Source organism: Lentzea xinjiangensis (assembly GCF_900110955.1).
GTDB classification, from domain to species: Bacteria; Actinomycetota; Actinomycetes; order Mycobacteriales; family Pseudonocardiaceae; genus Lentzea; species Lentzea xinjiangensis.
The window spans coordinates 418,410-441,590 of sequence record NZ_FOFR01000001.1 but is presented as its reverse complement, the minus strand read 5'-3'; the positions used below and the strand labels follow the sequence as shown (position 1 = coordinate 441,590).

Genomic DNA, 23,181 nt, shown 5'->3' with positions numbered 1-23,181 from the left:
CGGTCGCGGTGCGCAGTCACCCCTACGCCTTCCGGCCTACCGCGGCGAAGCCGGGGAACGACCGTCCGGCCTCCTCGACGTCGTCCACCGACTCCGGGCGCCAGGCGGGCACGCGTGCCACCCCTGGCTCGACCAGCTCGAAGCCGTCGAACAGGCGGGTGAACTCGGCCCTGTTGCGGAACGTCATGCGCGTGACGCCGCGGTCGTAGATCTTGCGGGCCTCGACCGAGGCCGTGGACTCCACGTCCGACTCGTCGTAACCGGCGTGCGAGAGCGCGAGGAAGCTGCCGGGAGCGAGCCGGTCGCGGTAGCCGGCGATCACTCCCCGCGGGTCTTCCTCGTCCGACACGAAGTGCAGGAGCGCGATCATGAGCACGCCGACCGGCTCGTCGAAGTCGAGCTGCTCGCCGACCTCGGCGGAGCCGAGCACGCGCCGCCAGTCGCGGACGTCCGCCTGCAGCACGCTCACCTGGTCGTTGCCGCCGAGCAGCGAGCGGCTGTGCGCGACGGCGACCGGGTCGATGTCGACGTAGACGACCCTGGCGCCGGGGTCGGCGGCCTGCGCGATCTCGTGCACGTTGCCGACGGTCGGGATGCCGGAGCCGAGGTCGAGGAACTGCCGGACGCCCTGGCCGAGCAGGTGGCGGACGGCCCTGCGCAGGAACGCGCGGTGGTTGAGCACCACCCCGCGGATCTCGGGCATGGTCTCCAGGGTCTTCTCCGCGACCGCGCGATCGGCGGCGAAGTTGTGCGCGCCGCCCAGCCAGTAGTCGTACACCCGCGCGACGCTCGGACGTTCCAGGTCGATGTCCCCCGGTGCCCAGTTCGGCCGCTCCACCACTCACCCCACCCGCGTTCGGACCAGTTCCGGCCCATCATGCACCCGCCGCTTGGCAGAATGCCGATCTCGTGAGGAAAAGTTTGCTGCTGTCGACCATTCTCGCGTCCATCGGCGCGTTTGCGCTGGTCGGCGGTGTGCTGCTGCTCGTGGACCCCGGTGCGCCCAAGCACGAGGCGATCAAGACCGGTGGTCTCGCGGGCGGTGCGATCGTCGCGCTCTACGCCTTGTGGCTGAACGACCGGCGGCGCAAGGTCGAGGAGGCGCGCCAGGAGCTCGAGAGCCAGCGCATCGAGCACGACAGGTCCCGCGTGGCCGACGAGCGGTTCGCGCGCGCCGTGGAGCTGCTCGGCCACGAGGCCGCCCAGGTGCGGGTGGGCGCGATGCACGCGCTCGCCGGCCTCGCGAAGTCCAGGCCCGAGTACGCGCAGACCGTGCTCGACATCCTCTGCGCCTACCTGCGCCGCCCGTACAAGAAGACCAAGAACGACCCCGAGGAGATCGAGCTGGAGGTCCGGCTCACCTCCCAGCGGCTCATCGAGGACCTGCTGCCGCGCGTGGGCGAGGAGAACGCGCCCCGCTACGACCTCAACCTCACCAAGGCCCACCTGGAGTTCATGGACCTGTCGTACCGGCAGGTCGGCGACCTCTACATGCGGGTGGCCCGCTTCGAGGACTCCAACTCGTTCCACCACATGCTCGTCCACGGCCACCTCTACGTCACCGAGGCCGAGTCGAACGGCCGCTTCTACCTGCACCACACCGAGATCCGCGGCAAGGCGTGGTTCAGCCGGTTCCGCTCGCGCGGCCTCGCCGTGTTCACCGAGACCGAGTTCGGCGGCCCGACCAAGTTCGAGAACTCGCAGTGGGCCGATGTGAAGGCGGACGGCTGTACGTTCGCGGTGGAGCCCGTCCTGCCGGAAGCCTGGAGGTCCTGACGTGAGGTGGCTGTTCGCGGTGGTCTGCGCCGCCGTGGTCACCGCGGGAACCGCGGTCCTGCTCTGGGCGGTCAAGGCGCCGGCGGTGGAGATCGTGAAGACGGCCGGTGTCGCGGGCGGTGCCGTCGTCGCGCTCTACGCGTTGTGGCTCAACGACCGCAAACACGAGCTGGAGAGCGTGAAGGTCGCCGACGAGCGGTTCGCGCGCTCGGTGGAGATGCTGGGCAACGAGGCCGACCAGGTCCGCGTGGGCGCGATGCATTCGCTGGTGTGGCTGGCGAACTCCACGTCGCGCTACAAGCAGACGGTCCTCGACGTCCTGTGCGCGTACCTGCGCCGCCCCTTCCACCACCCGGCCTGGGACGAGAACGGCGCCGACCCCGACACGGTGTTCCTGAAGGAGCTCGACCCGGAGGTGCAGCAGGAGCAGCAGGTCCGGCGCACCGCGCAACGGCTGATCCGCGACCTGCTCTCGTGGGGCGACAAGAAGAAGGAGTACTTCGACCTCGACCTGACCGGCGCGGCGCTCGAGTACTTCTGGCTCGACGGCAGGCGGGTCAACAGGTTCACCGCCCGCCGGGCCCAGTTCTACGGCATCACCACGCTGCCCCGCATGCGGATCCTCAAGCCGACGCTGTTCTCCGGCGCCACCTTCCACGGGCGGTTGAACCTCGCGGAGACGAAGTTCGAGGGCGGGGTCGCGTTCACCGAGGTGACGTTCCTCCGCGAGGTCGAGCTCGGTGGCGCGACCGTCGGCACGTTCCTCGCGCTCACCGATCCACCACCGCCGCGGCAGACCGGCGAGCTGGAGGTGCTGCCGGGCACGGCGATGCGGACCGCGCACGAGGGCTGGGCGCTAGCCGGCGACCCGAAGCCTGCCCGCCCGCGCCTCGAAGACCATGTCGAGCAGGACTCCGGCGGCGGCACCGGGCGCGGCGCCGGTGACGACGACCGTTTCCGCGAGGGGGACGTCTACCTCGCAGTCGAGGACGCGGAAGTGAACCCGATCGGATTTGACCTGAAAGGACTGGGGGACGAGGGCGACACCGAGCCCGAAGGCGACGAAGTCAAGAAGTGAGTGCACGTCGTTGACCTCGACGGCGACGTGCCGCTCGACGCCGGCGGCGGCGAGCACCCGGTCGGCCTCGTCCCGCGTGCCCCAGTCGGCGTTGAAGTCGACGAACGGCTGCCCGGCCAGTTCGGCCACCGCCACGGACTCCCTGGCGGCGAACGGGCTCCCCGGCGCGCACGCGAGCACCAGCGGCTCACTGGCGAGGCTCCGCACCCGCAGGTCGTCGGCGATCTTCGGCTGCCGCGTGACGAACGCGAGGTCGAGCCGTCCCGCGCGGACCTCCTCGACCAGGTCGGCGTTGCCGGACTGGCGCATCCTGATCTCCACGCCGGGGTGCAGCTCGTGGAACCGCGCCAGCACCGCGGGCAGGTGCACGACGTGCAGGCACTGCAGGCTGCCGACGGACAACGTGCCGCGCAGCAGCCCCTGCACCGCCGCGACCGCGGCCTTGGCGCAGGAGACGCTGTGCAGGGCCCTGCGGGCTTCCGGCAACAGCGCCAGGCCGGCCTGCGTCAGCTCGACCTGCCGGGTGGTGCGCAGGAACAGCGGCGCGCCGAGCTCCACCTCCAGCGCGCGGATCGACGCCGAGAGACCCGACTGGGCGACGTGCATGCGCTTGGCGGCCCTCGTGAAGTGGCACTCCTCGGCCACCGCGAGGAAGTACTCGAGCTGTCTCAGTTCCACGATTCATCACCCGTGATGCTCAATGAGATCACTTCTCTGCGTTGGACAGCTTAATCAGGAGGGGCCAGAGTGGGAGGCATGCAGAAGCGCCGTATCGGAGAAGTGGAAGTCAGTGCCATCGGCCTGGGCGGCATGCCCATCTCCGTGCAGGGGAGGCCGGACCGCGCCCAGGCGATCGAGACCATCCACGCCGCGCTGGACGCGGGCGTGACGTTCATCGACACCGCCGACGCCTACTCGCTCGACGACACCGACTTCGGCCACAACGAGGAGCTGATCGCCGAGGGCCTGAGGGGTCGCCGGGAAGAGGTGTTCGTGGCCACCAAGGGCGGCCACACGCGCGAGCCGGGTGGCGGCTGGGCCCTCGACGGCCGGCCGGAGTACCTGCGCAAGGCGGTCGACGGGTCGCTGCGGCGGCTCGGCGTCGAGCAGATCTTCCTGTACCAGTTCCACCGGCCGGACCCGAGGACGCCGATCACCGAGTCGGTCGGCGTGCTGAAGGAGCTGCTGGACAACGGCAAGATCCGCTACGCCGGCGTCTCGAACTTCAACCCGGACGAGATCGTGCAGGCCAACGAGGTCCTGGGCGGCCGGCTCGCGGCCGTGCAGAACCAGTTCTCACCGCTGTTCCGGTCGAGCGAGCCCGAGCTGGAGCTGTGCGCGAAGCTCGGCATCGCGTTCCTGCCGTGGAGCCCGTTCGGCGGCATCGGCAAGGCGGGGGCGTTGAGCGGCCCGTTCAAGGAGGTCGGCGACGCCCACGGCGTGAGCCCGCACCAGGTCTGCCTCGCGTGGATGCTGGCGAAGGCCGACGTGGTGATCCCCATCCCGGGTGCGTCCCGGCCCGCGAGCATCCGCGACTCGGCCGCCGCCACCCACCTGGAGCTGACCGAGGACGAGTTGACCCTCCTGGACGGGTGACCCCGGTAGCAGGTTGAGCCGAATGGCCGCACGATCTAGTCCATGCGGACCTTGATCAGCATCGTGGCGATCGTCGCCGGCCTGTCGCCGGCTCCCGCGTCCGCGGCGCCCTTGCCCGAGGGCTCCGCGGACCACTTCGCGGGTTCGGAGATCCTCAAGCACGAAGGCGGTGGCGTGCCGCGCACAGCGCAGTCGCCACCGACCGACGGCAAAGTGCCCGGCATGGACGTGAGCAGCCACCAGGGCGACGTCGACTGGAAGTTCGCCTGGGACAAGGGCGCCCGGTTCTCCTACGTCAAAGCGACCGAGGGCACCCACTACCGGAACCCGAAGTTCGCCCAGCAGTACAACGGCTCCCACGACGTCGGCATGATCCGCGGCGCGTACCACTTCGCCCTGCCGGACCGGTCCGACGGCGTCGCGCAGGCGAACTTCTTCGTCGACAACGGCGGTGTCTGGAGGCCGGACGGCAAGACCCTGCCGCCCGCGCTGGACGTGGAGTACAACCCGTACGGCGAGAGCTGCTACAACCTGAACCAGGCGGCGATGACCACGTGGGTGAAGGCGTTCAGCGACACGGTGTTCGCCCGCACCAAGCGGCACCCGGTGATCTACACGTCCACGAACTGGTGGAACAAGTGCGTCGGCGGCTCGGTGAAGTTCGGCGCGAACAACCCGTTGTGGATCGCGCACTACAGCTCGACGCTCGGCCCGCTGCCGGTCGGGTTCGACTTCCACACGATCTGGCAGTGGCAGGCGGCCGGGGTCTTCCCCGGTGACCAGAACCTGTTCAACGGCAGGTTCGAGCAGCTCCAGCGCATAGCCAGCAGCTAACCCCGGCTTCGGGAACGCGGGGGCCCCGCGTTCCCCAGGAGGAAACGCAGGGCCCCCGCGTTACGTGAAAATCAGTCGAACAGCGCGGGGAGGGTGCCTTCCCAGGCCTCGCGGAGCTCGTCGAGCGGGAGCTGACCGAGGTTCTGGATCTCCAGGGCGTTCGACTCCGGGTCGACGACACCGACCTTGCGCCACGGCAGAGCGCGCGCGGTGCACATGTCGGTGAAGCGCTGCTCCTCGGTGCGCGGCACGGCGACCAGCACGCGGCCGGCCGACTCGCTGAACAGCTCGGTGAACAGGTCACCGTCGAGGAACACCCGCGCGCCCGTCTCACCGATCAGGCAGGTCTCGACCAGCGCCTGGGCCAGGCCGCCCTCGGCGAGGTCGTGCGCGGCGGAGACCATGCCGTCGCGGGAGCCCGCGACGAGGACCTCGCCGAGCAGCTTCTCGCGCTTCAGGTCGGCCTTCGGCGGCAGACCGCCGAGGTGGCCGTGGACGACGTGCGCCCACTCCGACCCGCCGAACTCGTCCTTCGTCTCGCCGAGCAGCAGCAGCGTCTCGCCGGCCTCGGCCCCGATCCCGGTGGGGATGCGGCGCCGCACGTCGTCGATCACGCCCAGCACGCCCACGACCGGCGTCGGCAGGATCGCCGTGGAACCGGTCTGGTTGTAGAAGCTCACGTTGCCGCCCGTCACCGGGATGCCGAGCTCCGCGCAGCCGTCCGCGAGGCCCTTCACGGCCTGCTCGAACTGCCACATGACCCCGGGGTCCTCCGGCGAGCCGAAGTTGAGGCAGTTCGTGACGGCGACCGGCGTGGCGCCGGTGGCCGCGACGTTGCGGTAGGCCTCGGCCAGCGCGAGCTTCGCGCCCTCGTACGGGTCGAGCTTGGTGTAGCGGCCGTTGCAGTCCGTCGAGAGAGCGACACCGCGGTGCGTCTCCTCGTCGATCTGGATCATGCCGCCGTCGCTCGGCTGCGCCAGGACGGTGTTGCCGCGGACGTACCGGTCGTACTGCTGCGTGACCCACCGCTTGGAGGCCAGGTTGGGGCTGGCAGCCTGGGTCTTGACGAGTTCCAGCAGCTCGTCACCGGCAGGCCTGGGCAGGCTGTCCGGCGTGTTCGCCTGCAGCTCGTCCTGGTCCGCCGGGCGCTCGATCGGCCGGTGGTAGACGGGGCCCTCGTGGGCGACGGTGCGCGGCGGCACGTCGACGACGACCTCGTCGTGGTAGGTGATGACCAGGCGGTCGCCGTCCGTCACCTCACCGATCTCGGTGGCGATGACGTCCCACTTCCGGCACACCTCCATGAACGCCTCGACGTTCGCGGGCTCGACGACCGCGCACATGCGTTCCTGGGACTCGCTGGAGAGGATCTCCGCGGGGGTCATGCCCGTGGCGCGCAGCGGCACCCGCTCCAGCCAGACGTGCATGCCGCCGTCACCGGCGGAGGCGAGCTCGCTGGTCGCGCAGGACAGGCCCGCGCCGCCGAGGTCCTGGATGCCGACGACGATGCCCTTCTCGAAGAGCTCGAGCGAGCACTCGATCAGCACCTTCTCGGTGAACGGGTCGCCGACCTGCACGCTCGGCAGCTTCTTGCGCTTGCCGGCGGTGTCGTCGAACGTCTCGCTCGCCAGGACGCTCACGCCGCCGATGCCGTCGAGGCCGGTGCGCGCGCCGTAGAGGATGACCTTGTTGCCGGCACCGGACGCGTGGGCGAGGTGGAGGTCCTCGACCTTCATCGCACCGACGCACAGGGCGTTGACCAGCGGGTTGCCCTGGTAGGACTCGTCGAACACGACCTCGCCGCCGATGTTCGGCAGGCCCAGGCAGTTGCCGTAGCCGCCGACGCCCGCGACGATGCCGGGCAGCACGCGCTTGGTGTCCGCCGCGTCCGGCTTGCCGAACCGGAGCGGGTCCATGACCGCGAGCGGCCGCGCGCCCATCGCGAGGATGTCGCGGACGATGCCGCCGACACCGGTCGCCGCGCCCTGGTAGGGCTCGACGTACGACGGGTGGTTGTGGCTCTCGACCTTGAACGTGACCGCCCAGCCGTCGCCGATGTCGACGACGCCCGCGTTCTCGCCGATGCCCGCGAGCATCTTGGAGCGCATCTCGTCGGTCGTGGTCTCACCGAAGTACTTCAGGTGCACCTTGGACGACTTGTAGGAGCAGTGCTCGCTCCACATGACCGAGTACATCGCGAGCTCGGCGTCCGTGGGACGGCGGCCGAGGATCTCCTTGATGCGCGCGTACTCGTCGTCCTTCAGGCCCAGCTCCTTGTAGGGCTGCTCCTGGTCCGGCGTGCTCTCGGCGTTCTTGACGGTGTCGATCATGCCTTCACCACCGAGTCGAGCAGGGACAGGAACATCCCGAGACCGTCGTCGGTGGGACCGGTGAGCGCGTCGATGGCGTGCTCGGGGTGCGGCATGAGGCCCACGACGTTGCCCCTGGCGTTGGTGATGCCCGCGATGTTGTTGCGGCTGCCGTTGGGGTTCTCGCCGACGTACCGGAAGACGACCCGGCCCTCGCCCTCGAGCTCCCGCAGCGTCTCCTCGTTCGCCTGGTAGCCGCCCTCGCCGGACTTCAGCGGCACGAGGATCTCGGCGCCCGGGTCGTAGCGGGTGGTCCACGCGGTGGTGTTGTTCTCGACCTTCAGCCACTGGTCGCGGCACACGAAGTGCAGCTTGTGGTTGCGGACGAGCGCACCCGGCAGCAGGTGCGCCTCGGCGAGGATCTGGAAGCCGTTGCAGATGCCGAGGACCGGCATCCCCTTGTTCGCGGCCTCGACCACTTCCTGCATGACCGGCGCGAACCGGGCGATTGCACCGCACCGCAGGTAGTCGCCGTAGGAGAACCCACCCGGCACGATGACCGCGTCGACGCCCTTGAGGTCGTGGTCGCCGTGCCACAGCGGCACGGCCTCCCCGTCGGCGTACTTCACGGCCCGCAGCGCGTCGACGTCGTCGAGCGTGCCGGGGAAGGTGATGACACCGACCCTCATGCCTCGACCCTGCGCACGGTCCAGTCCTCGATCACGGGGTTGGCGAGGAAGTTCTCAGCGATCTTGGCGAGCGTGGCGTCGTCGACGTCGTCGGCGACCTCCAGCTCGAAGTGCTTGCCCTGGCGGACGGCGGTGATGCCGTCGAAACCGAGGCGCGGCAGCGCGTTCGCCACCGCCTGGCCTTGCGGGTCGAGAATTTCGGGCTTCGGCATGACGTCGACGACGACTCGGGCCACGACAGACTGCTCCCGGGTTTGAGGGGGCTGGCGGTACTCGGAGAGCCTACCTGACCTGGGTGTTCATCAACTCGACAGGTGTTCGGCGGCACATCTTCACCGGCCCCCACCATCGGGTGAAGCGGCTTGTTCCGGCGGAACTGCTTGCGGATCGTCTGTGCGTCGAAGCGGTCGCGCTGGTCACGCGAGTCGAGGACGAGCCGGTGGGCGTCGACCTTCAGCAGGTCGGTGACGAGGCTCTCGAGGCACGTCTGCCGAGCCGCCTCAACCACAGCCGCGTGTGTACAGCCGCACGGAAACCCGCTCGCCGGCAAGCCGGGAGGCGATCAGCCTGCGCCGGCTCGGTGCCTCCTTCTTGCAGTGCAGTTCGCCTGCATCGGCCGGGTCCGAACGATACTGGAGCGGAACCAGCCGATCGAGCCGTTTCGCTGACAGCGGAGCAGCTGGCAGTCCGGTCCGATCGGACGGATGCTGGGGATCATGAAGATCCTGGTGCTCGGCGGAACCGTGTTCCTCAGCAAGGCGATCACCGCGGAGGCCGTCCGCCGGGGTCACGACGTGGTGTGCGGCGCTCGCGGTGCTTCGGGCGAGGTACCCGAGGGCGCCCGCCTGGTCCCGCTCGACCGGAACAGGCCCGGCGCGTTCGACCAGCTCGCCGGCGAGCGGTTCGACGCGGTCGTCGACGTCTCGAAGTACTCGGTGAACTGGGTGCGGGACGCGTTGGAGGCGTTCGGGCCGACGACACCGCACTGGACGTTCGTGTCCAGCATCTCGGTCTACGCGGACCACGCGACGGGCAGCGACGAGCTCCTGCCGCCGCTCGAGGACGACCCGGCGGAGGAGTTCACGTCCGAGCGGTACGGCAGCGTCAAGGTGGCCAGCGAGAACGCCGTGCGGGAGGCCGTCGCCGGGCGCGAGTTCGTCGTCAGGGCCGGGCTGATCACCGGGCCGGACGACCCGAGCGACCGGTTCGGGTACTGGCCCGCCCGGCTGAGCCGGGGTGGCCGGGTGGTCGTGCCGGACAGCCCCGAGCTGGGGTTCCAGCACATCGACGTGCGCGACCTGGCGCGGTGGATCGTCTTCGCGGCCGAGGAGCGGGTGACGGGCACGTACGACTCGACCGGGCCGGTGATGCCGTTCCAGATGGCCATCGGGGAGATCGCCGGGGCCACCGCGCCGCCCGGGACGCAGCTCGTGCCCGTCGCGGAGAGCGTGCTGCAGCGGCTGGAGGTCAACCCGTGGGCCGGGCCGCGGTCGTTGCCGCTGTGGTTGCCGCGGGAGTGGGCCCGGATGGTCGGGCGCGACGTGAGCAACGCGCTCGCGAACGGGCTGCGGGTCAGGCCGCTGGCCGAGACCGCGCTCGACTCGCTGGAGTACGAGCGCGGCCTCGGGCTGGACCGGCCCCGCAAGGCCGGGCTCACCGCGGCGGAGGAGCAGGAGATCCTTACAGCAGTGAGCTGATCTGCGCGGCCACCAGGTCGATGCGCACGCCCTGGTTCGGGCAGCCGCCGAAGTGGTGCAACCCGATCACCTTGTGCGTGCGCCTCGACAGCACCGGCGAACCGGACGAGCCACCCTCGGTGTCGCACATGTAGCTGATGTCGGACTGCGACGAGCTGCCGTTCACGCGCACCGCGCGCACGACGCAGTAGCCGCCGCCGTTGTTGTCGTCACGCAACGACAGCTTCTTCAGCTTCCCGGCCGGGTGACCGATGACGTACATCTCCTCACCCACGGCCGGAACGCGCGCGTCCAGTTCGAGGTAGCCGAACGAGCTGATGGCCGCGAAGTTGTTCACGGTGAAGAGGGTGTAGTCGAGCGCGGCGTTGGTGCGCAGGACCTGCGCCGCCAGCACCTTCGTCGTCGTCGCCGACGCGGTGCCGCCGCAGGTCGGGCACTGGTAGTTGAACCACACCTCGATGCCGCTGGTGCTGGTGAAGCAGTGGTTGTTGGTCAGCAGGCGGTTGTTGGGGCCGACCCGCCACGCGGTGCACAGCGAGCTGCCGTTGCGCAGCAGCTTCGCGACGGACGCGGTCTTGCCGAACTCGGTCGGGTTGCTGGACTGGTAGCAGACCGCGTCCTTGTAGTCGTTCGTGCCGCAGACGCTCCGCACGGACGGCTGCGCGGACATCTCGGCCTCGGTGTAGCCGCGCGTGATCTTGTCGATCCGGACGCGCGACAGCGGGTTCGTCACCGACACCACGGCCGTCGAGCCGGTGATCGACATGGCCCAGAAGCCGGTCGCGTCGGGAGTCGCCGTCAGGGAGGACTTCAGGTCCCTCGTGTACGCGTACTTCTCGGTGCCGTCAGGGTTCGACACCGTGAGCACGTCACCCGGCAGGAGGCGGAGGTCGGTGAAGTGGATCTTCACGTACCCGGATCCCGGCCGGTCGATCGAGGTCGAGAGGGACTTGCCACCCACGCGGACCGAGAGCGACTCCTCGGTGCCGATCTCCTGCGTCTGCGGCGATTGCGCCTGAGCAGGTGTAGAGGTGGTGGTAGCAGGGACGATGGTCGTCATCGGCAGGGCGAGCGCCAGTGCCGTGAGGAGTTGCAGGGTTTTCCTCATGCTCTTTGATACTTCCGACGTCACCTGACCGTGTCAGCCCGCCAAACGTCGGTAATGGAGGAATCCGTGCAACTCGTCCACTTCGGTCATGCCTGCGTGCTGATCGACACCGGGACCACGCGCGTCCTGATCGATCCCGGCACGTTCTCCAGCGGGTTCGAGGACGTGACGGACCTGGACGCGGTGCTGGTCACGCACCAGCACTTCGACCACGTCGACGCGAAGAGGCTGCCCGCGCTGCTCGCGGCCAACCCGCGGGCGTTGCTGGTCGTCGACGAGGGCACGGCGCCGAGCGTCGTCAACCCGACGGTCGCCCGGCCGGGTGACGTCCTCAAGGTCGGTGACACGACCGTCAAGGTCGTCGGCGGCCGGCACGCGGTCATCCACCAGGACATCCCCGTCATCCCGAACACCGGTTACGTGATCGGTGACGGCGCGTTCTACCACCCCGGCGACGCGCTGTTCGTGCCCGACGAGGACGTCGACGTGCTCGGCCTGCCCGCGGGCGCGCCGTGGATGCGCACCGGCGAGGCCGTCGACTTCATGCGCGCGGTCGAGCCGCGGGTCGCCGTCCCCATCCACGAGGCCGTCCTCGCCATGCCGGAGATGGCCTACCGGCACTTCGAGAACCTGAAGCCGGCGGGAACGCGGGTCAGGCCGCTACCGCGCGGCGAGGAGACGGCAGTTTGACGTAGGTCGTCGGCGCGGCGTCGTGGGCCAGTGCGATGTCCACGGCGTCGAGCACGGCCTGGCGCGCACCGGGCCGGTGCAGGTCGCGGGCGTCCACGGTGATCCGGGTCAGCCCGCCGCGCCGGGCGGACCTGGCCGTCGCGTAGACCAGCGCGAGTGACCGCAGCTCACCGAAGCTGCTGCGCTCGGTCAGCGCGTGCAGGCGCCCGAGCGTCGCGAGACCGGTGCCGAGGTCGCGGACGGCGTGCGCGTCAGCGCAGCGGGTGAACTTGTGCTTGGCCAGCGCGAGCAACGTCCCGGGCGACGCGACGCAGCGCCGGGGCGCGAACGTGTCGGCCTTGAGCCCGATGGCGTCCATCTGCACCCGCGCACCCGTGAGCAGCAGGCCGGCCTCGTAGGCGGGCAACCGCCGTTGGCTGAGGCCGTGCAGCACGACGGCGTCGCCGAGCGCGGCGCGCTGCCGCACCCATTCCTGCGCCCTGCCGAGCTCGCGGGGGACCACGAGCAGCGACAACGGCACCCGCCGCGGGCCGAGGGCCGCGGCCAGATCAGCGCATCGGTCGAGTGTCTGCGGACCGATGCCGGACAGTGAGACCACGAGCTGTGAGTGCACGTTCTGAGTGCGCCACGCCGTGGTGACATCCGCGTGAAACCAGAACTAACTCACGCGAGCCAGTCAGCGAAGGACCGGCCAGTAAGCCGCTCGTAGGCCTCGACGTACCTCTGCCGGGTGGCTTCGACGACGTCGGCGGGCAGCGGCGGCGGCGCGACGTCGCTCAAGCGGTCCCACCCCGAGGCGGGCGACGTCAGCCAGTCGCGCACGTACTGCTTGTCGAACGACGGCTGCACGCGGCCGGGCTCGTAGCCCTCGGCCGGCCAGTAGCGCGACGAGTCCGGCGTGAACACCTCGTCGGCGAGGACCAGCTCACCGGACGCGTCCAGCCCGAACTCGAACTTCGTGTCCGCCAGGATCAGGCCGCGCGTCAACGCGTACGCGCGCGCCTCGCGGTACAGCTCGATCGTGCGATCACGCAGCTTCGACGCCAGCTCCACGCCGTGCTTGGCCGCGACGACGTCGAACGACACGTTCTCGTCGTGGGACCCGATCTCGGCCTTCGACGCGGGCGTGAAGATCGGCGGATCCAGCTCGGACGCCTCGACCAGCCCGGCCGGCAGCTCGATCCCGCACACCGCGCCGGTCGCGGTGTAGTCGGCCATGCCGGAGCCGGTCAGGTACCCGCGCGCCACGCACTCGACGTCGACCATCGCGAGCTTGCGCACCAGCAGCGCCCTGCCGCGGACCTCGGCGGGGATCCGCGGGTCGTCGCAGGAGACGAGGTGGTTCGGGGTGAGCCGCTCGAACCAGAACACGCTCATCGCGGTGAGCACCCGGCCCTTGTCCGGGATCTCGGTGCTCAGGACGTGGTCGAACGCCGAGATGCGGTCGGACGCGACGAACAGCAGCAGTTCATCGTCCACGTTGTACAGATCGCGAACCTTGCCGCGGGCGACGTGCTGGTAGTCAGCGAGCGTGGGCACGCAGGTCAGCCTACGTGCCCGTGACGCGCGAAATCGACGCGCACCCCTGCTGACTACAGATCGGGGCCGAAGAAGCTTAAGGTGCACCCGTGCTCACCAGAAAGGCGTTGTGGATCCCGATCGCGGCAAGCGTGGGGCTGCTCGTCGTGCTGGGTGTGGCGGGGTGGAGCATCGACTCCAGCCCCGTCTCATCGCCGGCCTCGAGCTCGCAGAACACGAGCACGACCCAGTCGGTCAGCATCGTGCCGACCCCGGACGTCGCCGAGATCACGGTCAAGACCACGACCTCCACCACGACGACCACCACCACGACCAGGACGACGCAGCCGAAGCCGCCGCCGGTGCAGCCGCCACCGCCCGTGCAGCAGCCCACGACGACCACGGAGCCCCCGCAGCGGGGCCTGCTCGTCATCGAGAACGCGACCTGCGGCCCCGAAGGCGCGCGCGGCATCGGCCTGCGCGACGAGCCGCTGGTCTGCCGCAAGGACCCGGACCGCGGCAACCGGCTGCGCTGGCAGCGGGCTTAGGCCTGCCACTCCAGCACGTCGACCTCGTCGCCGGTCGCGATGGTGCCGGTGCGCACCACCTGAGCCTTCATCCCGAAGGTGACGCCGCCGTCGGGATCGCGCCGGTAGGCCGCCAGCGAGCGGATCGGCTCCGGCCCGGCCTTGGAACCGGTGCCCTGGTCGACCATGGGCACCGCGCACCGCACGCAGTCCTTGGCGTAAGCCAGTTCCACGTCGCCGATCGCCGCGCGCCGCACCCGGTCCTCCACGTGCGGCTCCGGTGCTCCGGACACGACCACGTTGGGGCGGAACCGGTCCATCGGCACCGGTTCCCCGCCGCGGTCCAGGATCCGCTCGTTGAGGTGGTCCAACGAGGACAGCGAGATCACCAGCAGTGCGTTGCCGTCGGCGAACCCCACCAGTCCGGTGGTCTCCCCGGTCGTCTCGCGGCGCAGGTCCGGCGGCGTCCGCACGAGCCGCACGGACAGGGAGAGCGCGTCGGAGAAGCAGGCCGCGGCCTCGTCACCCTGGTCGATCGCCGAGCCCTGCCACGTGTGGACGGTCACCGGAACCCGCGGGCCGTCGGCGAGGACCGGGAACGACTCCCCGCCGAGGACCAGTGACGAGTCCACGAGGGAGGGACGCAGCGCGGCCATCGCCGGCACCTTGCGCTGGGACAGGAACACGCCGTCGTCGTCGACGAGCATCAGCATCCGGTCGTCGCGCAGTCCCGTGAGGTCGACGGCCGAGGACGGGACCGGGATCCCGCCGCATCCCTTGACCGGGTAGACGACGAGGCCGGAGACGATCACAGGATCGGCTCCGGCTCGTAGGCCGGGTACTTGTCGACGACCGCGGCGACCTGCTCCACCACGGACGCGACCTGCGCCGACGCCACGCCGGTGAACGACAGGCGGTCGGCCAGCAGCTCGTCGAGAGCGGCCCGGTCGAGCGGCAGCCGGGGGTCCGCGGCGAGCCGGTCCAGCAGGTCGTTCCGCGCGAGGCCCTGCTCCCGCATCGCCAGCGCCACGGCCACCGCGTTCTCCTTGATGGCCTCGTGCGCGGTCTCCCGGCCGACGCCCGCGCGCACGGCCGCCATCAGCACCTTCGTCGTGCCCAGGAACGGCAGGTAGCGGTCCAGCTCGCGGGCGACCACGGCCGGGTAGGCGCCGAACTCGTCCAGCACCGTCAGGAACGTCTCCAGCAGCCCGTCGAGCGCGAAGAACGCGTCCGGCAGCGCGACCCGGCGGACCACCGAGCACGACACGTCGCCCTCGTTCCACTGGTCGCCCGCGAGCTCGCCGACCATCGACAGGTAGCCGCGCAGGATCACCGCGAAGCCGTTGACCCGCTCGCACGAGCGGGTGTTCATCTTGTGCGGCATCGCGCTGGAACCGACCTGGCCGGGCTTGAAGCCCTCCGTCACCAGCTCGTGGCCCGCCATCAGCCGGATGGTCTTCGCCACCGACGACGGCGCCGCCGCGAGCTGCACGAGCGTCGACACGACGTCGAAGTCGAGCGAGCGCGGGTAGACCTGGCCGACGGAGGTCAGCACCCGCTCGAAGCCGAGGTGGCCCGCGACCGTGCGCTCCAGCTCCTCCAGCCGGTCGGGCGTGCCGAGCAGGTCGAGCATGTCCTGGGCGGTGCCGACCGGGCCCTTGATGCCGCGCAGCGGGTAGCGCGCGATCAGCTCGTCCAGGCGCGTGAACGCGACCAGCAGCTCGTCGGCGCCCGTCGCGAACCGCTTGCCCAGCGTCGTGGCCTGCGCGGCCACGTTGTGCGAGCGACCGGCCATCACCAGGCCGGAGTGCTCGGCGGCGAGCCGCGCGAGGCGTCCCAGCACGGCCGCGACCTTCGAGCGGACCAGCTCGAGCGAGCGCAGCACCTGCAACTGCTCGACGTTCTCGGTCAGGTCGCGGGAGGTCATGCCCTTGTGGACCTGCTCGTGGCCCGCGAGCGCGTTGAACTCCTCGATGCGCGCCTTCACGTCGTGCCGCGTCACCCGCTCGCGGGCGGCGATCGACTCCAGGTCGACCTGCTCCAGCACGCGCTCGTAGTCGGCGATCGCGGTCGCCGGGACGTCGATGCCCGCGGCCGCCTGCGCCCGCAGCACCGCGAGCCACAGCTGACGCTCCAGCACGATCTTGTGCTCGGCCGACCAGAGCGTCGCGAGCGACGTGGAGGCGTAGCGACCTGCGAGGACGTTGGCGATGCGGGGCTTCGTCACGCCGCCAGGTTAGTGCACCCGCGACTCACTCCCAGTCGATGCTCTCGTCCATGAGCAGCGCTGTGAGCACCTCCACACGCACCGGGACGGTCTGGCGCAGACCGCTGCCCGACGCGGGGTTGTAGTTGTGGCTGGAGATCGTGACGGCGTACCCGTTCCCGAACCGCCGGACCGCCTCGGCGCGGGAGATGTCCGGGCCGCCCTCGGCGAACTCGGCCTCGGTGACGAGCGACCCGTCGGCCTGCTTCACGTCCCGGCACATGATCGCGCCGCCGCAGGTGCTCCTCGTGGGGGACCCGTTCTCCACGGCTTCCACCCGCAGCGCGGTCGGCCCGATCTGATCGGTCAGGAAGACATAACCGGACATCTTCGGATCGGACGACTTGCGCGTCGTCGTCGGCGCGTACGGCGGGTAGCCGTACACAGCGCCCAGGTCGAGGGTCGCGGAGACGTCCTTGAGGTTCGTCATCCGCGCCGAGAGCTGCTCCGCCAGCCTGTCGCCGATGCGTTGCGCCTTCTTCCGGGTCAGCTCGTTCACCGGCGCCGACGAGACGACCGGCTGGTCGGCGGCGAGCTGGCTGTCGTCGCCGCGCGGCAGCAGGCCGGGCAGCGAGAGCGACACCACGGCGATCATCGCCGTAGCCACGCCCACAGCGACCAGCGCGCGTCGACGACTTTTTTTCTGCTCGACCCGCCTGATCAGCTTGTCCGGGTCGAAGTCGAGCGGCGGCTCGTCCCAGACGGCCAGCAGCATTCCCTCGCGGATCTCCTGCTCACTCACGACGCGACCCTCCCCGAACTGTTGTCGAGCTTCTCCACGATGGCGCGCAGCGTCGCGAGACCACGCGCCGTCTGGCTCTTGACCGTTCCCTCGCTGCACCCCATGGCCACCGCGACCTCGGCGACCGAGAGGTCTTCGAAATAACGCAGCACGAGCACCGCCCGTTGCCTCGGCGGCACCTGCAACAACGCGGTGTGCACCAGCTCACGCGCCCACAGCTTCGCGCTGGTGGTGTCCGGGTCCACGGTGGCGTCCGCGGCGTCGGGCAGCTCCCCGTCGCGCTGCTCGGCTCTGCGCCACGGCCTGCGCTTCTCGTCCAGCCAGGTGCGCAGCAGCACCTTGCGGGCGTACGCGATCAAGTTCTCCAGGTCCTTGATGCGCTTCCAGGCCATGTACATCTTCATGAGGCTCGACTGCATCAGGTCCTCAGCCGTGTGCCAGTCGCCACAGAACAGATAGGCAGTGCGTCGCAAAGACGCGGCATTGGCTGCCGCGAACTCGCGAAAGCCCTGCTCATCGGCCTTGCGCATGCGATCCCCTCTCGCGTCCTCAACCAGGGGAACGCGGCGGGGACACGCGGGGTTGCATCACCCGTGCCGCGAAAGAGCCGAACGGAGCATCCTGGCCGCGGCGCCGCGCGGGTCCGGCTTCAGCTCGATGAAGGCGTTCACCATCGTGCCGTCGACCAGCGCGATCAGCTCCTCGACCCGCTCGGCCGTGATGTCGCGGCCGGACCTGGTGAAGATCTCGGCGATCAGCTCGTGCAGCTCCGTGGACAGCACGCGCATCAACGGCCGCAGGTACGGGCGGCGGCCGGTCGCGACGAGGCGTTCGTAGCGCAGCAGCATCGTCTCGGTGTCGGTGACGTCCTGGCCGACCAGCAGGTCGAGGACCAGCTCGACCAGCACGTCGGTGTCCGCGAGCCGGTCGGAGAGCCCGGTGAGCCGCTCCCGGCAGCTCGCGAGCTCCGCGTGGCCGTGGAACTCGACCGCGGCGGTGATCAGCTCGTCCAGCGAGTCGAAGTAGTACGTCGTCGACGCGAGCGGCAAGCCTGCGCGCTCGGCGACCGCGCGGTGCCGGACCGCGTCGAACCCGCCCTCCACGAGCAGGGCGGACGCCGCCTCGACGAGCGCCTGCCGCCTGCGCTCACCCTTGGGGGTTGCTGCCGTCATAGTCGCGCCAGGGTACTCGGTAGGTGATCAGAAGCCGGGGGCCAGCGCGTCCGCGATGGGCTTGGCCCTGTCCTCCAGCTCGCCGTCGCCCTGGGTGAACACGTACAGGTCCTGGCCCTTCGCGGTCCGCACCTTCGCCGCGGGAACCGGCGCCTCGAAGGGCTGCGGCGTGACGATCGCGGTGACGGTCAGGCCGTCGATCCGGAACGCTGCCGAGCGCGAGTCCGGCGAGCACGTCACCGCCGGCGGCTCGGCGAAGTCCGGTGAGACCGAGAGCTCTCCGGCGAGGGCGTCGGCGAGCTCTCGGTCCACACCTGCGCAGCCCTGCACTGCGCGATCACCGGCCGAAGGGCCGGTGCTTCCCGGCGAACGGGGGTCTCCCTGCGTGGACACCCCGTGGTCGCCAGGGAAGTTCTTCGTGGGCGGCTGGGCCTGTTGCGGAGTCATCAGTTCGGTCAGCGGCGATTGTGCCGTGTCCTTCTCCTGCTGCCCAGCACTGTTCAGCGTGTCGCGCCCGTCCTGGCCGAACCAGCCGGTGGCGGCCACGGCACCGCCGAAGCCGAGCACCACGGCCAGGGTCGTGCCGGCGGCGATCGAGTTGCGCCTGCGCAGCGCGGCACGCCGCGAAGCCGTGCGCACGTCCCCCGCGTCGAAGGACGCCGGTGGCGCGTCGTGTGCCGCGTCGCGGAACAGGTCCGCGAGCTTCTGCTCGTCCATCTACGTCCTCCTCTCGCCGGTCACGACGCCGGTCGCAGGTCGTCGATCGTGTCGCCGAGCGCTTCCCGCAACGCGGTCAGCCCGCGGGCGGTCTGGCTCTTCACGGTCCCTTCCGAACACTTCAGCACTTCCGCCGTGGCCGTGACGTCGAGCCCCTCCAGGAACCTCAGCACGAGCACGGCCCGCTGCCGCGGCGGGACCCTGCGCAGGCCCTTCAGCAACGCCTCGCGGGTCGCGACCGTCTCGCCGATCTCGGTGTCCGCCGCCGGCGGTTCCGGCATCTCGTCGGTGAACTTCTCGCGCCGCCACGGCCTGCGCGACTCGTCGATCACCGCGCGCACGAGCGTGCGCCGGACGTAGGCGTCGAGGGCCTGCTTGTCCCGGATCTTCCGCCACCTCCTGTGCACCGCCACGAACGCTGTCTGCGCGAAGTCGTCAGCGCGGTGCCAGTCGCCGCACAGCAGGTATGCCGTTCGGCGCACGGCCTCACGGCGAGCCACGAAGTACTCCGCGAACTCCTGCTCGTCGCGCTGATCCACGCGGACTGCTCTCCGCTCGTTCCTCGAGTTGCACTGACGGGACGGAAACTGAGGCAACAACGGTTGCACGAACCCCCGGAGAGAGCTACATCACCCCCTTGGTCGTTCACGGGATGTGATGTGATCGGCGGCGTGACCCCCATCGACCTGCGTTCGGACACCGTCACCCGGCCCGACGAGGAAATGCGCCGCGCGATGGCGTCGGCCGAGGTCGGCGACGACGTGCTGGACCACGACCCGACCATGGCGGCGCTGGAGGAGCGGATCGCCGCGCTGCTCGGCGTCGAGGCCGCCCTGTGGGTGCCGTCCGGTTCCATGGGCAACCTGATCGCGTTGTTCCTGCACCTGCGACGAGGCGACCGGTTCTTGGCGCCGCTGGGCGCGCACGTGCTGGACGCCGAGCTCGGCACGGCCGCGTGGCTGGCGGGCGGGATGCCGCACGGGCTGCCGGTGCTGTCCCCCGAGGCCGTGGTGGCCGCCGCCGGCGGCGAGTCGCCCTACTACGGGCTGCGGACGACGTTGTTGTGCCTGGAGAACACGCACAACGCCTCCGGCGGCACCGTGACCACGCCCGACGAGCACGCGCTGCTGGTGTCGGCCGCGCGCTCGGCCGGGCTGGCGGTGCACCTCGACGGTGCTCGGCTGTGGAACGCGTCCGTGGCGCTGGGAGTGCCTCCCAGCGAGCTGACCACGGGGGCGGACACCGTGCAGGTGTGCCTGTCGAAGGGCCTCGGCGCACCGGTCGGGTCCGTCGTGGCCGGGTCCTCCTCGTTCGTCGTCGAGGCGCGCCGGGTGCGGAAGATGCTCGGCGGCGGGGTCCGGCAGGGTGGCGTGCTGGCGGCCGCCGGCCTGGTCGCGCTGGACCGGATCGACCGCCTGGCCGAAGACCACGCGAACGCCCGCGTCCTGGCCGGCGGGCTGCGCTCACTGGGCTGGGACGTGCCGGAGCCGGCGACGAACATCGTGCTGGCGACGGTGCCCGACGTGGAGAAGACGCTCGTGTCGTTGCGCGAACTCGGGGTTTTCGCCAGTCCGATGTCCGGCAAAGTCCGGTTCGTCACGCACGGCGACGTGGACTCGTCCGGCATCGCCGAGCTGCTGCGCCGGCTGCGGGAGGACGCCTGAGATGCGGTGGATCGTGTTCGACTTCGGCGAGGTCATCAGCCAGCGGAACCCCGCGCTGCCGTTCATCGCGTCCCGGCTCGGGGTGCCCCTGGACGTCTTCGAGGCCGCCTACTGGGACCGCGACGCGTACGACCGCGGCGGATCGGACGCCGAGTACTGGGCGACGATCGGGTCGGCGCTCGGGTTGGCGTTCGACGACGCCGCGGTGCGCGAGCTGACCGCCCTCGACAACGCGGGCTGGCTGGACGAGCCGGTGGTGGAGACCGTCACGCTGATCGAGGACCTGGCCGCTCTGGGCGTGCCGCTCGCGTTGCTGTCGAACGCGCCGGTGACGTTCGCGCGGCTGGCCGAGAAGGTGCCGTGGGCCAAGCACTTCCGGCACCTGGTGTTCTCCGGCGACCTCGGCTGCGCGAAGCCGGACCCGGAGATCTTCGCGCACGTGGAGTCCGTGATCGGCTCGTCCGACGTGCTCTTCTTCGACGACCGCGCGGTCAACGTGGAGGGCGCACGGGCCGTGGGCTGGGACGCGCGGCTGTGGACGTCAGCCGCTGCCGCGCGCCTTGAGCTCCGCGCGGAGCTCGGCACGGAGCTCGGCGATCTCGGCGCGTAGGTTCCGCAGCTCCTGCGCGGTCTCGAGCTCGGCCTCCTCGACACCGCGCAGCTTCTCCACGAGCCAGCTGGCGATCGTGCCGGTGATGACACCGAGCAACGCGATGCCGCCGACCATGAGCAGTGCCGCGACCAGCCGCCCCTGGGCCGTGACGGGGTAGCGGTCGCCGTACCCGACCGTCGACATGGTGGTCATCGTCCACCACAGCGCGTCGCCGAACGTGGTGATGCTGGCGTTTTCCGCGTGCCTTTCCGCGTCCAGGACGGCAAGGCTCGCGGAAAAAACCACCAGCATCGTCACGCCGGCGACGTAAATGCTCACCCGCTGCCGAATCTTGTGCTGGAACTTCTTGTTCAACAGCGCGATAACCGTGATCAACCGCAACACCCGGAGCTGCCGCACCATCGGCAGCACGACCACGGCGAGGTCGAAGATGTGCGTCCTGAGGAACCGCCCCTTGTCCCGCGCGAGCGCCAGCCTGGCCACGAAATCGGCCGCGAACACGGCCCAGACCAGCCACAACACGATTTCCAGCGGGAAGTGCATCGGCCCGTGGTCGTCGAACACCTGCCACGCGTAAGCGGCGAGGAACACCACGGCGAGCACCGTCAACGGCCACTCGACCTTTCGCTCCCACCGTTCGAGGCGGGCCTCGCTGACTGGCGGCACCGCCTCATGGTGAGCGGTCCGCGCCGCTTAATCCAGGGTCACCGCTTGGACTTGACCGCTCCGAAAGCCGCCGTGCCCGCGAGGAGTAGCCCTCCGATCACAGCGAGCCAGAAAAGCCCTTTCACCACGGCCCCGACGACGGCCAGCACGATCCAGATCGCCGCCAGCCACCCGATGATCGCCCACATAGGTCCCCTCTCTCTCGTGGTCTGAACGTCGTCCGGGCCCGTTTTGTTGCTTTCCTAGATCCACGCCTTGAGCCGCCGCAGGGCCTCCTCGATGTCCTGGGTGGCCCCCGCGAACGACATCCGCACGAAGTGATGCCCGTCCACCGGGTCGAAGTCGATCCCCGGCACGATCGCCACACCCGTGTCGTCCAGCAACCGCCGGCAGAACCCCATCGAGTCGTCCGTCAGGTGCCGTACGTCCGCGTAGACGTAGAACGCCCCGTCCGCCGGCGCCAGCCTGTCGATCCCGAGGTCGGTGAGCCCCTGGACCAGCAGGTCCCGGTTGACCCGGTACCGCTGCAGGTCCTCGGCGGCCTCCGCGTACGAGTCCTCGTGGAACGCCTCGACCGCGGCGTACTGCGCCAACGCCGGCGGACACAGCGTGAAGTTGCCCGTCAGGCAGTCCACGGCCCTGCGCAGGCGTTCCGGCAGCAACATCCACCCGAGCCGCCACCCGGTCATGGCGAAGGCCTTGGAGAACGAGTTGACGACGATGGCCTCCCGCGACGTCTCCCACGCACACCGCAACGGCTCCCCGTAGCTGATCCCGTGGTAGATCTCGTCGCTGATCAGCTGAACCCCGCTGTCCGCACACCACCGCGCGATCGGCTCGACGTGCGCGACCGTGCCCGTGGGGTTGGCCGGGCTGGCCACGATCACACCCTTGAGCCCCTCGTCGAGCATGTCGACCGTGGGCTGGAACCGCGTCTCGGGCCCACACGGCAGCTCGACGACCTCACACCCCAACGCCCTCAGGATGTTCCGGTACGCCGGATACCCCGGCCGAGCCAGCGCCACCCGGTCCCCGGCGTCGAACGCGGCCAGGAACGCCAACGTGAACGCACCCGACGACCCCGTCGTCACCACCACGTCCTCCGGCGCGACGTCGAGGTCGTACAACCGCCGGTAATGCCCCGCGATGGCACCGCGCAACTCGGGAATCCCCAGCTGCTCGGTGTACCCGAGGGGCTGCTCCTGCAACGCGCGCGCCGCGGCCTCGCGCACCCGGCGCGGCGCGGGACTGGAGGGCTGGCCGGCGGCCAGGGAGATGACGTCGCCGTGGGTCCGCTGGCGTTGCGCGGCAGCGGACAGCACGTCCATGACGTGGAAGGGCGGGACGTCGGCGCGGGCGGCCACGGTCAGCATGCCGTCAGGCTAACTCGCCGTCGGGCGGGTGGGCGGCGTGATCTTTGGCGGGTGGATCGCTGGCGGTGCGGATCGCTGGCGGTGCGGATTGGTGGCGGTGCGGATTGGTGGCGGTGCGGATTGGTGGCGGTGCGGATTGGTGGCGG

The 23,181-nt window shown here is 70.2% G+C and carries 26 protein-coding genes and 1 pseudogene; 9 read left to right on the top strand and 18 right to left on the bottom strand.

All coding sequences use genetic code 11. From position 1 onward, the window contains the following. Window positions 1-22: 22 nt before the first annotated feature. Window positions 23-838 carry an SAM-dependent methyltransferase gene (locus BMW88_RS02225; protein WP_089949427.1) on the bottom strand — a complete coding sequence of 272 codons (816 nt, stop codon included), beginning with the start codon at window positions 836-838 and terminating at the stop codon, window positions 23-25. 71 nt (window positions 839-909) lie between these two features. Between BMW88_RS02225 and BMW88_RS02220 the strand changes: the two genes are divergently transcribed. Further along, window positions 910-1,776: a pentapeptide repeat-containing protein gene (locus tag BMW88_RS02220; protein WP_089948642.1), complete on the top strand. Its 867-nt coding sequence runs from the start codon at window positions 910-912 to the stop codon at window positions 1,774-1,776. Window positions 1,777-1,993: 217 nt separating this feature from the next. Continuing rightward, window positions 1,994-2,518 (top strand): annotated as a pseudogene (locus BMW88_RS44405) (pentapeptide repeat-containing protein); the annotation flags it as partial. Window positions 2,519-2,632: 114 nt separating this feature from the next. On the opposite strand, the gene BMW88_RS02210 reads toward BMW88_RS44405, so the two are convergent. Further along, window positions 2,633-3,532: a LysR family transcriptional regulator gene (locus BMW88_RS02210; protein ID WP_089948640.1), complete on the bottom strand. Its 900-nt coding sequence runs from the start codon at window positions 3,530-3,532 to the stop codon at window positions 2,633-2,635. A 78-nt stretch (window positions 3,533-3,610) separates the two neighbouring features. Between BMW88_RS02210 and BMW88_RS02205 the strand changes: the two genes are divergently transcribed. Further along, window positions 3,611-4,450 carry an aldo/keto reductase gene (locus BMW88_RS02205; RefSeq protein ID WP_089948639.1) on the top strand — a complete coding sequence of 280 codons (840 nt, stop codon included), beginning with the start codon at window positions 3,611-3,613 and terminating at the stop codon, window positions 4,448-4,450. Window positions 4,451-4,492: 42 nt separating this feature from the next. After that, the gene (locus BMW88_RS02200; protein WP_089948637.1) at window positions 4,493-5,284 is read left to right on the top strand and encodes a lysozyme; all 792 of its coding nucleotides are present in this window, start codon (window positions 4,493-4,495) and stop codon (window positions 5,282-5,284) included. Window positions 5,285-5,355: 71 nt separating this feature from the next. Here BMW88_RS02200 and purL read toward each other — a convergent pair whose 3' ends face one another. Genes purL through purS form a run of 3 tightly spaced genes read right to left on the bottom strand, consistent with a single transcriptional unit; the run spans window position 5,356 to window position 8,518 of the window. Next, a complete protein-coding gene (gene purL, locus BMW88_RS02195; protein ID WP_089948635.1) occupies window positions 5,356-7,614 on the bottom strand; it encodes a phosphoribosylformylglycinamidine synthase subunit PurL in 2,259 nt (752 codons plus the stop codon). Then, on the bottom strand, window positions 7,611-8,282 hold the full coding sequence (gene purQ / locus BMW88_RS02190) for a phosphoribosylformylglycinamidine synthase subunit PurQ (RefSeq protein WP_089948634.1): 672 nt from the start codon (window positions 8,280-8,282) through the stop codon (window positions 7,611-7,613). The genes purL and purQ overlap by 4 nt, the downstream gene beginning before the upstream one ends. After that, complete coding sequence (gene purS, locus BMW88_RS02185; protein WP_089948632.1) at window positions 8,279-8,518, bottom strand: phosphoribosylformylglycinamidine synthase subunit PurS; 240 nt, start codon at window positions 8,516-8,518, stop codon at window positions 8,279-8,281. Before purS ends, purQ begins: the two co-directional genes overlap by 4 nt. Window positions 8,519-8,998: 480 nt before the next feature. On the opposite strand from purS, the gene BMW88_RS02180 reads away from it, so the two are divergent. Next, on the top strand, window positions 8,999-9,979 hold the full coding sequence (locus BMW88_RS02180; RefSeq protein WP_089949426.1) for an NAD-dependent epimerase/dehydratase family protein: 981 nt from the start codon (window positions 8,999-9,001) through the stop codon (window positions 9,977-9,979). On the opposite strand, the gene BMW88_RS02175 is transcribed toward BMW88_RS02180, so the two are convergent. Beyond that, window positions 9,963-11,087: a trypsin-like serine peptidase gene (locus BMW88_RS02175; protein WP_089948631.1), complete on the bottom strand. Its 1,125-nt coding sequence runs from the start codon at window positions 11,085-11,087 to the stop codon at window positions 9,963-9,965. The two genes, BMW88_RS02180 and BMW88_RS02175, sit on opposite strands and share 17 nt — an antisense overlap. 66 nt (window positions 11,088-11,153) lie before the next feature. Between BMW88_RS02175 and BMW88_RS02170 the strand changes: the two genes are divergently transcribed. Further along, window positions 11,154-11,777, top strand: a complete 624-nt coding sequence (locus tag BMW88_RS02170; protein WP_089948630.1) for an MBL fold metallo-hydrolase — start codon at window positions 11,154-11,156, stop codon at window positions 11,775-11,777. Here BMW88_RS02170 and BMW88_RS02165 read toward each other — a convergent pair. Beyond that, window positions 11,740-12,390, bottom strand: a complete 651-nt coding sequence (locus tag BMW88_RS02165) for a polysaccharide deacetylase family protein (RefSeq protein WP_089948628.1) — start codon at window positions 12,388-12,390, stop codon at window positions 11,740-11,742. The two genes, BMW88_RS02170 and BMW88_RS02165, sit on opposite strands and share 38 nt — an antisense overlap. Before the next feature lie 50 nt (window positions 12,391-12,440). Further along, window positions 12,441-13,316: a phosphoribosylaminoimidazolesuccinocarboxamide synthase gene (locus BMW88_RS02160; protein ID WP_089948626.1), complete on the bottom strand. Its 876-nt coding sequence runs from the start codon at window positions 13,314-13,316 to the stop codon at window positions 12,441-12,443. 89 nt (window positions 13,317-13,405) lie between these two features. On the opposite strand from BMW88_RS02160, the gene BMW88_RS02155 reads away from it, so the two are divergent. Continuing rightward, complete coding sequence (locus tag BMW88_RS02155) at window positions 13,406-13,843, top strand: hypothetical protein (RefSeq protein ID WP_089948625.1); 438 nt, start codon at window positions 13,406-13,408, stop codon at window positions 13,841-13,843. On the opposite strand, the gene BMW88_RS02150 is transcribed toward BMW88_RS02155, so the two are convergent. From BMW88_RS02150 to BMW88_RS02120, 7 genes are read right to left on the bottom strand one after another with little or no spacing between them, the layout of a single operon-like run. Beyond that, entirely contained in the window at window positions 13,840-14,634 is a 795-nt protein-coding gene (locus BMW88_RS02150; RefSeq protein WP_218147976.1) for an MOSC domain-containing protein, read from the bottom strand. The two genes, BMW88_RS02155 and BMW88_RS02150, sit on opposite strands and share 4 nt — an antisense overlap. After that, a complete protein-coding gene (gene purB / locus BMW88_RS02145; protein ID WP_089948623.1) occupies window positions 14,631-16,049 on the bottom strand; it encodes an adenylosuccinate lyase in 1,419 nt (472 codons plus the stop codon). Before purB ends, BMW88_RS02150 begins: the two co-directional genes overlap by 4 nt. A 25-nt stretch (window positions 16,050-16,074) precedes the next feature. Continuing rightward, window positions 16,075-16,830: a hypothetical protein gene (locus tag BMW88_RS02140; RefSeq protein ID WP_089948622.1), complete on the bottom strand. Its 756-nt coding sequence runs from the start codon at window positions 16,828-16,830 to the stop codon at window positions 16,075-16,077. Next, window positions 16,827-17,360 carry a SigE family RNA polymerase sigma factor gene (locus tag BMW88_RS02135; RefSeq protein WP_089948620.1) on the bottom strand — a complete coding sequence of 178 codons (534 nt, stop codon included), beginning with the start codon at window positions 17,358-17,360 and terminating at the stop codon, window positions 16,827-16,829. Before BMW88_RS02135 ends, BMW88_RS02140 begins: the two co-directional genes overlap by 4 nt. Before the next feature lie 57 nt (window positions 17,361-17,417). Then, window positions 17,418-18,002 (bottom strand): TetR/AcrR family transcriptional regulator, encoded by a 585-nt coding sequence (locus tag BMW88_RS02130; RefSeq protein WP_089948619.1) that lies wholly within the window; start codon window positions 18,000-18,002, stop codon window positions 17,418-17,420. Between the two features lie 27 nt (window positions 18,003-18,029). Further along, entirely contained in the window at window positions 18,030-18,719 is a 690-nt protein-coding gene (locus BMW88_RS02125; RefSeq protein WP_089948617.1) for a hypothetical protein, read from the bottom strand. Window positions 18,720-18,739: 20 nt separating this feature from the next. Further along, complete coding sequence (locus BMW88_RS02120; protein WP_089948616.1) at window positions 18,740-19,258, bottom strand: SigE family RNA polymerase sigma factor; 519 nt, start codon at window positions 19,256-19,258, stop codon at window positions 18,740-18,742. A gap of 183 nt (window positions 19,259-19,441) precedes the next feature. Between BMW88_RS02120 and BMW88_RS02115 the strand changes: the two genes are divergently transcribed. Together BMW88_RS02115 and BMW88_RS02110 are read left to right on the top strand one after the other, a co-directional pair. Continuing rightward, entirely contained in the window at window positions 19,442-20,383 is a 942-nt protein-coding gene (locus BMW88_RS02115) for a threonine aldolase family protein (protein ID WP_425434606.1), read from the top strand. A 1-nt stretch (window position 20,384) separates the two neighbouring features. Then, window positions 20,385-20,993, top strand: a complete 609-nt coding sequence (locus tag BMW88_RS02110; RefSeq protein WP_089948615.1) for an HAD-IA family hydrolase — start codon at window positions 20,385-20,387, stop codon at window positions 20,991-20,993. Here the strand turns inward: BMW88_RS02110 and BMW88_RS02105 are convergent. The 3 genes from BMW88_RS02105 to BMW88_RS02100 are packed head-to-tail and all read right to left on the bottom strand — an operon-like array spanning window position 20,925 to window position 23,035. Next, complete coding sequence (locus BMW88_RS02105) at window positions 20,925-21,662, bottom strand: potassium channel family protein (RefSeq protein WP_089948613.1); 738 nt, start codon at window positions 21,660-21,662, stop codon at window positions 20,925-20,927. The two genes, BMW88_RS02110 and BMW88_RS02105, sit on opposite strands and share 69 nt — an antisense overlap. Window positions 21,663-21,700: 38 nt before the next feature. After that, on the bottom strand, window positions 21,701-21,850 hold the full coding sequence (locus BMW88_RS41590) for a hypothetical protein (protein WP_177220889.1): 150 nt from the start codon (window positions 21,848-21,850) through the stop codon (window positions 21,701-21,703). Between the two features lie 54 nt (window positions 21,851-21,904). Then, on the bottom strand, window positions 21,905-23,035 hold the full coding sequence (locus tag BMW88_RS02100; protein WP_089948612.1) for a pyridoxal phosphate-dependent aminotransferase: 1,131 nt from the start codon (window positions 23,033-23,035) through the stop codon (window positions 21,905-21,907). Window positions 23,036-23,181: the final 146 nt, after the last annotated feature.

Excerpts from the sequence above, each read along its gene's own strand:
- BMW88_RS02180 (WP_089949426.1), top strand. The coding sequence starts at position 8,999 with ATGAAGATCCTGGTGCTCGGCGGAACCGTGTTCCTCAGCAAGGCGATC.
- BMW88_RS41590 (WP_177220889.1), bottom strand. The coding sequence starts at position 21,850 with ATGTGGGCGATCATCGGGTGGCTGGCGGCGATCTGGATCGTGCTGGCC.
- BMW88_RS02110 (WP_089948615.1), top strand. The coding sequence starts at position 20,385 with ATGCGGTGGATCGTGTTCGACTTCGGCGAGGTCATCAGCCAGCGGAAC.
- BMW88_RS02115 (WP_425434606.1), top strand. The coding sequence starts at position 19,442 with ATGCGCCGCGCGATGGCGTCGGCCGAGGTCGGCGACGACGTGCTGGAC.
- BMW88_RS02130 (WP_089948619.1), bottom strand. The coding sequence starts at position 18,002 with ATGACGGCAGCAACCCCCAAGGGTGAGCGCAGGCGGCAGGCGCTCGTC.
- purQ (WP_089948634.1), bottom strand. The coding sequence starts at position 8,282 with ATGAGGGTCGGTGTCATCACCTTCCCCGGCACGCTCGACGACGTCGAC.
- purL (WP_089948635.1), bottom strand. The coding sequence starts at position 7,614 with ATGATCGACACCGTCAAGAACGCCGAGAGCACGCCGGACCAGGAGCAG.
- BMW88_RS02200 (WP_089948637.1), top strand. The coding sequence starts at position 4,493 with ATGCGGACCTTGATCAGCATCGTGGCGATCGTCGCCGGCCTGTCGCCG.
- BMW88_RS02135 (WP_089948620.1), bottom strand. The coding sequence starts at position 17,360 with ATGCGCAAGGCCGATGAGCAGGGCTTTCGCGAGTTCGCGGCAGCCAAT.
- BMW88_RS02205 (WP_089948639.1), top strand. The coding sequence starts at position 3,611 with ATGCAGAAGCGCCGTATCGGAGAAGTGGAAGTCAGTGCCATCGGCCTG.
- BMW88_RS02125 (WP_089948617.1), bottom strand. The coding sequence starts at position 18,719 with ATGGACGAGCAGAAGCTCGCGGACCTGTTCCGCGACGCGGCACACGAC.
- BMW88_RS02175 (WP_089948631.1), bottom strand. The coding sequence starts at position 11,087 with ATGAGGAAAACCCTGCAACTCCTCACGGCACTGGCGCTCGCCCTGCCG.
- BMW88_RS02100 (WP_089948612.1), bottom strand. The coding sequence starts at position 23,035 with ATGCTGACCGTGGCCGCCCGCGCCGACGTCCCGCCCTTCCACGTCATG.